Source organism: Parvibaculum sp. (assembly GCF_049671045.1).
In the GTDB taxonomy this organism is placed as follows: domain Bacteria; phylum Pseudomonadota; class Alphaproteobacteria; order Parvibaculales; family Parvibaculaceae; genus Parvibaculum.
On record NZ_JBATUH010000091.1, the window covers coordinates 26,768 to 36,234 of the forward strand.

A 9,467-nucleotide genomic window follows, 5' to 3' on the forward strand; every position below is an offset into this window, starting at 1 on the left:
CTTGCCTCATCGGCGCATGCGAGTGCGCCTACCGCAAATCAAGAGTAGATTGGACCCATCGCGCCGCAACGGGAACGGCCTGCTGCGGCGCGCGCAAATTTCATGCAGGGGGGTGCGCCGGTTTGATCGAGGCGTCGGATGATGAGCTTGTGTTGCGTGTGGCATCGGGAGATGAAGCGGCTTGCCGCATTCTGATCGACCGCCATTTTGCGCGCACCCTCTCCCTCGCAAGGCGCATGCTCGGCAGCCAGCAGGACGCCGAAGAGGTGGCGCAGGAGGTCTTTCTCCGCGTCTGGACCCATGCCGAGCGCTGGGAGCCGGGCAGGGCGCAGTTCAGAACCTGGCTGCATCGCGTGGCGACCAATCTCTGCCTCGACCGTTTGAGACGGCGGGGCACGGAGGATCTGGATTCGATCCCGGACCCCGCCAGCGAGGAGCCGGGCCCGCATGAGCAGCTTGAGAGCCGCCAGCTTGCGCAGCGGGTCGACACGGCCCTGCAGGCGCTTCCGGCGAGGCAGCGCGCGGCGGTGACGCTGACCCATTATCAAGGATACTCGAATATCGAGGCGGCGGAAGTTCTGGGCGTGACGGTTGAAGCCGTGGAATCCCTGCTCGGGCGCGCGCGGCGGCAGCTTCGGGCCGCGCTGGCGACGGAACGCGACGAGTGGTTACGTAAAACAGGTGTCGGTGCCCCAAGGGCGAGGCATGAGTAAGGCGATGGCGAAGACTGGCATGACAATCGGAAGGCTGACGGAACTGCTTGCCGCTTATGGTGCGGACCCGAAGCGCTGGCCTGCGGATGAGCGGCCGGCGGCGGAGGCCATGCTTGCGGCGTCGGCCGATGCCCGCGCCCTTGCCGAAAGGGAACGTGAACTCGACCTGATGCTCGACGCGGCCCCGGATGCCGAGGTTCCCGCGGCGCTGATCGAGCGGCTGGTCGCGGCGCGCCCCCGGCCCGCTGTTGCCCGGCCCATTGTTGCCCGACCTGGGGCTGCCAGACAGAGATCGGTTGTGGGCGGCGAGCGGGGCTTTCTGGCGGGGTTTGCTCGCGCCGTCTGGCCCTATGGCTCGCCGGCTCTGCCGGCGGGAGCGCTTGCCGCCTCCATCGTGCTGGGCATCGCCTTTGGTGCCGCCATGCCAAGCGCACTCGGCGGGCTCTATGTGGAAAAGGCGATCGCCGCATCGAGCGCCGGCGACCCGCTCGTCTCGCTGGCGCTTGCAGACAATGAATATCCCGAGGAGTGGAGGCCATGAGCGACCCCATCGCCACGGGCGCCGGACCGGCGCCGAAGCAGCCGCGCCGCTGGACGGGGCCCGCGCTTCTGGCCTCGCTTGTGGTCAATCTCTTTCTGATCGGGCTCATCGGCGCGAGCCTCTTCTTTCTGCCGCGCTCGCCGGTGAAAGGCGAATTCAGCGCCGTGCCATCCTCTTTCTTCCGTACCCTGCACAAGGACATGAGAGAGCTTTCGGCGGCGGACAAGGCGGCCCTGCGCGAGGTCATGCGGAGCCGGTTTCCGGCGATCCGCCCCGACTTCGTGAGGATCGAAACCGCGCGCAAGGAACTTGCGGAAGCGCTCGCCTCAAACCCCTTCGATGCCGAGAAGGTTCGCGCCGCATTCGACAGGGTCGATGCCGCGCAGTCCGACATGATGCATGCGACGCGCGATGCGATGATTCAGGGGTTCGCCAGCCTGGAGCCCGCACAGCGGGCGCGCATTGCCGAGGCGATGCGAACGCAGGCCGAACGGCGCCTGCACAGGAGGTGGCAGGCCAAATCCGACAACGCGCCTGCGCAACGGCAGGAACACAGCGCTCCCGCAGCTTCGCAGTAACGGACGCGCGTCCCCGATTGTGAGAAAATGGCCGGCAGGTATCGTAACGATCGGCTGGTTTCATGACCTGGTATCACGCGAGCATGTATGACGCGGGCAAGCCCGCGGGAAGCTTCTGGGAGGATGACGCGCCGCATCTGGCGGAGGGCGTCGATCTCGGCCCTGTCTCGGGCGAAACGCGCTGCGATGTGGCAATCGTGGGCGGCGGCTATACGGGCCTCTCGGCGGCGCTGCATCTCGCCCGCGATCATCATGTCGATGTCTGCCTTCTGGAGGCCGGTCCTCTCGGCTGGGGCGCGTCGGGGCGCAATGGCGGCTTCTGTACACTGCCGCCGAGCGGGCTCTCGCTCGAACAGCTCATCCATCGTTATGGCGAGGCGGAGGCGCGGCGTTTCATCGCCTCGCAGGTCGAGGCCATCGAGCTTGTGCGCAACCTTGCGCGCGACGAGGCAATCGACATCCGTCCCCAAGGCGACGGCACGCTGCTTGTGGCTCACATGCCATCGCGCTTCGCGGGGCTGAAGGAGGAAGCGGCGCTGCTCGCCGGCAAGTTCGGTCTGCCTGTTCGCGTGATGAGCCGGGAGGAGGTGGCGGAAACCGATTATGACTCGACCGAGCAATTCGGCGCGCTGCTGAACGGCCTCGCATTCGGGTTGCATCCGCTGCGCTTCGCGCGCGGACTGGCCGAGGCAGCGGCAAGGCGCGGCGCGCGGCTTCACGGACATTCGCAGGTCGAACACTGGGAGCGGAGCGGGGCGGAGCATCGCCTCGTGACGAAAGGCGGCACGGTTCGTGCGCGCCGCGTCATTCTGGCGACAAACGGTTTCACGCGCGATGAATTCGGCTCCGGTCTGGCCGCGCGGCTGATGCCCGTTCTTTCCAACATCATCGTCACCCGTCCGTTGACGGAGGATGAGCTTGCCGCGCAGGTCTGGAAGACGGAGCGCCCTTGCAGCAATACGCGCCGTCTTCTCTTTTATTATCGCCTGCTGCCCGACAGGCGCTTTCTCTTCGGCGCGCGCGGCGACCTTACCGGCAAGCCTGAAGACGGGCAGCGCATGCGTCGCTTGATGGAGCGGCGGCTGGGCGAGGTTTTTACCTCATGGGCCCAAGTTCCAACGACGCATTATTGGCGCGGTTTTGTGTGTATGACCGCGCGGATGACACCCGCAATCGGGGAAATTCCCGATGCGCCAGGCATTTATTTTGCGCTCGCCTATCATGGAGATGGCGTCTCCGCGGCTCCATGGGCTGGCAAGACCCTCGCACAACTCATTGTCGGGAAAGGTGCTTTCCATGATTTGCCAGCGCCGTTCCGTGACCTTCCGCCGCGCATCCCCTTTCCCTCTCTGCGGCGCTGGTATCTTGGGGCAGCTCTCGGCTACTATCGCCTCAGGGACAAACAGCAATCAGGTTGATGATGAGCGAGCGCGAAAAACCGCGTGACGACGGACGTGCGACTTTGGCCGAGTTCAAGGCGTTTCTCGCCGAACACGGCGATATCGATTACCTCGATGCCGTTTTCGTCGATATGTGCGGCACGATGCGTGGCAAGCGCTTTCCGATCGAGGAAGCCGAGAAGGTTTTCACCTCCGGCGTGCATATGCCGAAATCCCTCTATTTCTTCGATGTGACCGGCGTCAACGAAGACATTCTCGGTATGGGCTTCTCCGACGGCGATCCCGACGGGCAGGCATTTCCGATTTCGGGCAGCATCGTTCCCGTTCCCTGGGCTTCGATGAAGCAGGCTCAGGTCATGATGAGCATGCAGGACGATGACGGCCCGCTCACGCTCGAGCCGCGTGTGGTGCTCGCCAATGTGGCGGCGCGCCTTGCCGAGCTTGGCCTTCATGCCGTCACGGCGTGCGAGTTCGAGTTCTATGTGCTCGACCGTGACCGCGACAAGCGCGGACTGCCGCAGCCGCCCATCAATCCGGCGACGGGCCAGCGCGAAACGGCGAACGAGGTCTATGGCATCACCGAGCTCGACGGGTTCATGTCGCTGCTCAAGGACATCGACGACGCGGCGGCGGCGCAGGGCGTGCCTGCTTCCGGCGCGACGGCGGAGTTCGCGCCAGGGCAATACGAGATCAACCTCAATCACGAAGCCGATGTCGTGCGCGCTGGCGACCACGCCGTCATGCTCCGCCATCTGATCGGCGCCATCGCGCGCAAGCACAATTTCATTGCGAGCTTCATGGCGAAGCCCTTTGTCGGACAGGCGGGCAACGGCCTGCATGTGCATTGCTCCGTGCTCGACGAGATGGGGCGCAATATTTTCGACGATGGGTCGGATGAGGGCAGCGTCAAGCTGCGCCATGCAATCGGCGGCCTGCAGGCGACGCTCGGCGAGGCGATGCCTTTCTTCGCGCCGAACCTCAATTCGTATCGCCGCTTCGAGCCCAATCTCTTCGTGCCGGTGAACCGCGCATGGGGATACAACAACCGCTCGGTCGCCTTCCGCGTGCCGGCGGGCGCGCCTTCGGCACAGCGCATCGAGCACCGCGTCTCGGGCGCCGACGCCAATCCCTATCTCGTGCTGGCGGCGATCCTGGCGGGCATCCATTACGGCATCGTCAATGAGATCGATCCGGGCCCTGCTGCGGAAGGCAATGCCTGCGACGTGGTGGATGAGGGCATCCCGTTCTACCTGCCAAGCGCGCTGAAGCGCCTGCGCAATTCGACCATCATGCGCGAATATTTCGGCGATCAGTATGTCGACGTTTACGCCGAAACGAAGATGCTCGAATTCGACAAGTTCCAGCGCGCGATCTCGCCGCTGGAATACGATTGGTACCTCTGACTGAGGAATCAGAGCGGCAGGGTGAAGGTCACGCGCGTGCCGACACCCTCCGTGCTCTCGATGGTGAGAGTGCCGCCATGAAGCTCCACAAGCGAGCGCGAGAGCGCGAGGCCGAGGCCGGTGCCCTTGTGCCGTTTGGAGTGCTGGCTTTCCACCTGCTCGAAGGGACGGCCGATCTTCGGCAGCGCATGGGCAGGGATGCCAATGCCTGAATCCTCGACCGCGAGAGCGATGTAGCTTTGATCGGCTCCGCCCCGGACGCGGATCGTGCCGCCCGCGGGCGTGAACTTGATCGCGTTCGACAGCAGATTGAGCAGCACCTGCTTGATCGCCCGCTTATCGGCCTCGACCTGTGGCAGCTCGCCGACCTCGTTCAGCACTTTCACGGAGGCGATTTCGGCGCGGCCGGACACGAGCCGGAGCGATTCCTCGATCACCGTCGAAAGATCGGTGGTCTGCTTTTCGAGCGTCATGCGTCCGGCTTCGATCTTCGACATGTCGAGAATGTCGTTGATGAGTTCGAGAAGATGCTGGCCGCTTGACCGTATGTCGTGCGCGTATTCCTGATATTTGGGCGAGCCGAGGGGGCCGAAAAGGCCCGTCTCCATCATCTCCGAAAACCCGATGATGGCGTTGAGCGGCGTGCGCAGCTCGTGGCTCATATTGGCGAGGAATTCGGACTTCGAGCGGTTGGCCGATTCCGCGCGGGTCTTTTCGGCGGCGTATTTCTCCGCGAGATCGACGAGCTGGCGTGCCTGATGCTGCAGCTTGAGGCGCGAGGCCTCGAGATCGCGCACGGTCTTTTCGAGCGCGGATTTGTTCTGCGTCAGCGCCGATTCCTGAACCTTGATGGGCGTGATGTCGGTGCCGACATTCACGTGGCCGCCGCTATTGGTCGGCCGCTCGCTGATCTGGAGCCAGCGCCCGGAAGGAAGCCTGATCTCCCAGACGCTCTCCTCGATGCCGCCCGCGCGCGGCCAGTCCGAGCCGATGCCCGCATCCGCCATCACCTGTTCGAGCGTCGTGCCTGGCGCGATCCGGTCGACAGGAAGATGGAGGAATTCGGCGAACTTGCTGTTGGCTGTCACGAGGCGGTTGTCGTGATCCCAGAGCGCGAACGCCTCGCCGATGCTTTCGATCGCATCGACCAGCCGGTCGGTCGCCTCATGCTCGCGCGCTTCGGCGAGCTTCTGCTCGGTGATGTCGATGGTGATGCCGACGAGGCGCTCGCCCGCCATGCGCCCGCCGCCCCAGACCTGCCCCTTGGCATTGACCCAGACCCAGCTTCCATCGGCATGGCGCAGACGGAAAACCGTGTCGTAGGAGCGCGAGGCGCGCGAGGCCGCGCCGATGATCTCGTCGATCGCATGCGCGTCATCGGGGTGGGCAAGGGATTTGATCTCGGCCGGCGAAAGCCGCTTGGAAGGCTGGCGCAGGCCCAGCATGTCGAACATAGCCGACGACCAGTAGACCCGGTTCGCCGTCAGATCCCAGTCCCAGATGCCGCAGCGCGCGCCCGCAAAGGCCATGTCGAAGCGAAGCTGATTCTCGACGAGAGCCGCCTCCGCCTCGAGCTTGCGCTCGCGCATCCGCACCATGCCATAGGCAAGCGCGACGACGCCCGGAGCCAGCAGCCCGGCAAAGGCGAGGCCGCGCGAAAATCCGTCCTGGAGATAGAGGGCCGTGCCGATGCCAGCCAGTGCCGCGCCGGAAAGCACCACGGCGGTGCGCATCATGACGCTCATGGGCAGGGAGGGGCGCCTCTGTGCCGCTCGTTGCTGCCAGGCTGGATACTCCGCTCTCGTGCTCGCATCGGACATACTCTCTTGTACCACCTCGTGCGAAGCGCCATTGGCTGCCCGCCTCTCGCCATGCCGGGGGTCGAGAGGCCCCGGAATAGGCCGTCTTCCGCTGCGCTCCGCTCCCGCCCCGAACGAATCGCCTGATGAAATCCGATGATTCTGGCCCGTCCGCCCATTGTCCAGTGGCGGCAGGTCGCTTTTCGCGGAGCGATGCATTTGGGACTCACCGGGCAGGCTCATGCGCCTTCACTTTCCGCTCTCTGGTTCCAGTCATCGTCGCTCAGGCAAGCGTCTTTGTCGCGATCTCGAAGACGTCGCGCGAGATGCCTTCCGTCCCGGCAATACGCTGAAGCTGCCGCGACATGAGCTTGCGCCGTCCCGCTTCGAGCTGCCGCCAGCTCTTGAATGCGCCCAGAAGCCGCGCGGCAACCTGCGGATTGAGCGGATCGAGCTCCAAAACCTTGTCCGCGACAAGAGCATAGCCTGCTCCGTCGGCGGCATGAAAGCGAAGCTGGTTGGCGGTGGCGAAGTTGCCGATGAGCGCGCGTACCTTATTGGGATTCCGTATGGTAAACGCCGGGTGCTCAAGCAGCCGCTGGACCTCGCCGAGAGTGCCCGGAAGCGAGGACATCGCCTGAATGGCAAGCCATTTGTCCATGACGAGGTGGTCGCCCTTCCATTGCCCGTAGAAGCGGTCGAGCGCCTCCACGCGCTCGCGGCAGTCGATGCTTGCGAGCACGGTCAGCCCGGCGATCTGGTTGGTCATGTTGCCGGCCTCGGAGAAGTGCCGTGCCGCGAGCGTCACGCCGTCGCCGCCGGGCGCCACCGCGAGGTAGGAAAGGCACGCATTGCGAAGCGCGCGCCGGCCCGCATGCGCCGCCTCGGGGCTGTAGGGCCCGTCGATCCGCAGCCGCTCATAGGCACGGGTGAGCGCGTCCCGCGCTTCCTCCGCCACCGATGCACGCAGCGCTTCGCGCGCTTCATGGATCGCGTCCACATCGACATCCTTGCCGATCAACTGTGCGATGGTTTGCTCGCCGGGCAGCGTGATCATCTGTGCCGCGAAATCGGGATCGATCTTCTTGTCCGCAAGAACGTTCGAAACCATCTCCGCGAAGGCGACGCCGCGCCGCCGCCGGCCGCCGGTCCTGACCGCCTCGACCATCGATATGAGAAGCCCGCTCGAATAGCGCTGCGCCGCCTCCCAGCGGTTGAAGGGATCGCTGTCATGGGCCATGAGGAAGACCCAGTCGCGCTCCTTCAGATTTGCGGTCAGCGTCACCGGCGCCGTGAAGCCGCGGAGCAGCGAGGGCACGGGCTTTTCCGTCACATTGCGGAAACGGAAGCTCTGCGTTCTCTCGGTGAGGGAGAGCACGCGCGTTCTGCCGCCGGGCTTTTCCTCGCCTTCGAGTTGCAGCGGCATGTCCTTGCCGTCGGGCCCCACAAGACCGACCGCGATGGGAATGTGATAGGCGTCCTTGATGGCCTGTCCGGGCGTCGCCGCGCAAACCTGCGTCATCTTCAGCGTGTAGGTTTCGCGCGCCGCATCATAGCGGCCGGTCACGAGCACCTCCGGCGTTCCCGATTGCGAATACCAGCGCCTGAACTGCGCAAGGTCGAGCCCGGCGCCGTCGCTGATCGCGTCGAGGAAATCCTCGACCGTCGCCGCGTGGCCGTCATGGCGCTCGAAATAGACATCCATGCCCTTGCGAAAGCGCTTCGGCCCGGCAAGCGTGTGGATCATCCGGCAAAGCTCTGCGCCCTTTTCATAGACGGTCGCCGTATAGAAGTTGTTGATCTCGATATAGCTTTCCGGCCGCACGGGGTGCGCGAGCGGGCCCTGATCCTCCGGGAACTGATGGCTGCGGAGGAGCCGCACATCGGCGATGCGCTTGACGGGCCGCGAGCGCATGTCGCTGGTGAATTCCTGATCGCGGAAGACCGTGAGCCCTTCTTTCAGGCAGAGCTGGAACCAGTCGCGGCAGGTGATGCGGTTTCCAGTCCAGTTGTGGAAATATTCATGGGCGATGATCGCCTCGATCGCGGCATAGTCCGCATCCGTGGCGGTGTCGGGACGGGCGAGAACGTACTTGTCGTTGAAGATGTTGAGGCCCTTGTTCTCCATCGCCCCCATGTTGAAGGCGCTGACCGCCACGATCATGAAGATGTCGAGATCGTATTCGCGGCCGAACACTTCCTCGTCCCAGCGCATGGCGCGCTTCAGCGCTTCCATCGCATAGGCGCAGCGGTCCTCGTTGCCGCGCTCGACGAAGATCCTGAGCGTCACTTCGCGGCCCGAGGCGGTGACGAACTTGTCCTCGACATGGCCGAGATCGCCCGCGACAAGGGCGAAGAGATAGGCGGGCTTGGGGAAGGGATCGTGCCATTCGGCGAAGTGCTTGCCGCCCTTGAGGCGTCCCGATTTGACGAGATTGCCGTTTGACAGAAGAACAGGCAGCGCCTTCTCGTCCGCCACGATGCGTGTGCGGAAGACGGCCATCACATCGGGCCGGTCGAGATAGTAGGTGATGCGGCGGAAGCCCTGAGCCTCGCACTGCGTGCAATAGATGCCGTTGGAGAGGTAGAGGCCGGTGAGCGCCGTATTGGCCTCGGGCCCGCAGGTGGTCACGGTTTCGAGCGTGAAGGCATCGGGCGCCTCGTGGATCGTCAGATGCTCGCCGTCGGCCTGATAGGCGTTGGCGCTCAGTGTCTCGCCATCGATGCGGACCTCGTGCAGCACGAGCTTCTGCCCGTCGAGCACGAGCGGGGCCTTCGGCGTCTTCGAATCCGGGTTGCGGCGCATCTTGAGCCGCGCGTGAACCCGTGTCGCAGCCGGATCGAGCTCGACCTCGAGCGTCACTTCGTCGATCAGAAAGGCAGGGGGTGCATAGTCCTGAAGGCGGACGGCGCGCGGTTCTTCGGTTCGCATGGCGGCGCTCAACATTCGGCCACGGGGCCGGAGCCGCGCAGCGAGAGTAACTTAACAAAGTCTAGAACATTAAGCGCTTGATAGGGCGAAATTTCGGCGGA

General features: G+C 64.5%; 7 protein-coding genes. 5 read left to right on the top strand and 2 right to left on the bottom strand.

Features of this window, described 5'->3' with window-relative positions; translation table 11 throughout:
- Positions 1–122 precede the first annotated feature (122 nt).
- The 5 genes from WBG82_RS10510 to WBG82_RS10530 all read left to right on the top strand — a co-directional run bounded on the left by WBG82_RS10510 (position 123) and on the right by WBG82_RS10530 (position 4,635).
- The gene (locus WBG82_RS10510) at positions 123–713 is read left to right on the top strand and encodes an RNA polymerase sigma factor (protein WP_424424479.1); all 591 of its coding nucleotides are present in this window, start codon (positions 123–125) and stop codon (positions 711–713) included.
- 19 nt (positions 714–732) lie between these two features.
- Entirely contained in the window at positions 733–1,254 is a 522-nt protein-coding gene (locus WBG82_RS10515; RefSeq protein ID WP_424424480.1) for a hypothetical protein, read from the top strand.
- Positions 1,251–1,832: a periplasmic heavy metal sensor gene (locus tag WBG82_RS10520; RefSeq protein WP_424424481.1), complete on the top strand. Its 582-nt coding sequence runs from the start codon at positions 1,251–1,253 to the stop codon at positions 1,830–1,832. The genes WBG82_RS10515 and WBG82_RS10520 overlap by 4 nt, the downstream gene beginning before the upstream one ends.
- Positions 1,833–1,894: 62 nt before the next feature.
- Positions 1,895–3,250: an NAD(P)/FAD-dependent oxidoreductase gene (locus WBG82_RS10525; protein WP_424424482.1), complete on the top strand. Its 1,356-nt coding sequence runs from the start codon at positions 1,895–1,897 to the stop codon at positions 3,248–3,250.
- Between the two features lie 44 nt (positions 3,251–3,294).
- Positions 3,295–4,635, top strand: coding sequence for a glutamine synthetase family protein (locus WBG82_RS10530; protein ID WP_424424483.1), 1,341 nt, complete (start codon positions 3,295–3,297; stop codon positions 4,633–4,635).
- Between the two features lie 8 nt (positions 4,636–4,643).
- Here WBG82_RS10530 and WBG82_RS10535 read toward each other — a convergent pair whose 3' ends face one another.
- The gene (locus WBG82_RS10535) at positions 4,644–6,380 is read right to left on the bottom strand and encodes a PAS domain-containing sensor histidine kinase (RefSeq protein WP_424424484.1); all 1,737 of its coding nucleotides are present in this window, start codon (positions 6,378–6,380) and stop codon (positions 4,644–4,646) included.
- A gap of 337 nt (positions 6,381–6,717) precedes the next feature.
- Complete coding sequence (pepN, locus tag WBG82_RS10540; RefSeq protein ID WP_424424485.1) at positions 6,718–9,366, bottom strand: aminopeptidase N; 2,649 nt, start codon at positions 9,364–9,366, stop codon at positions 6,718–6,720.
- Positions 9,367–9,467 lie beyond the last annotated feature (101 nt).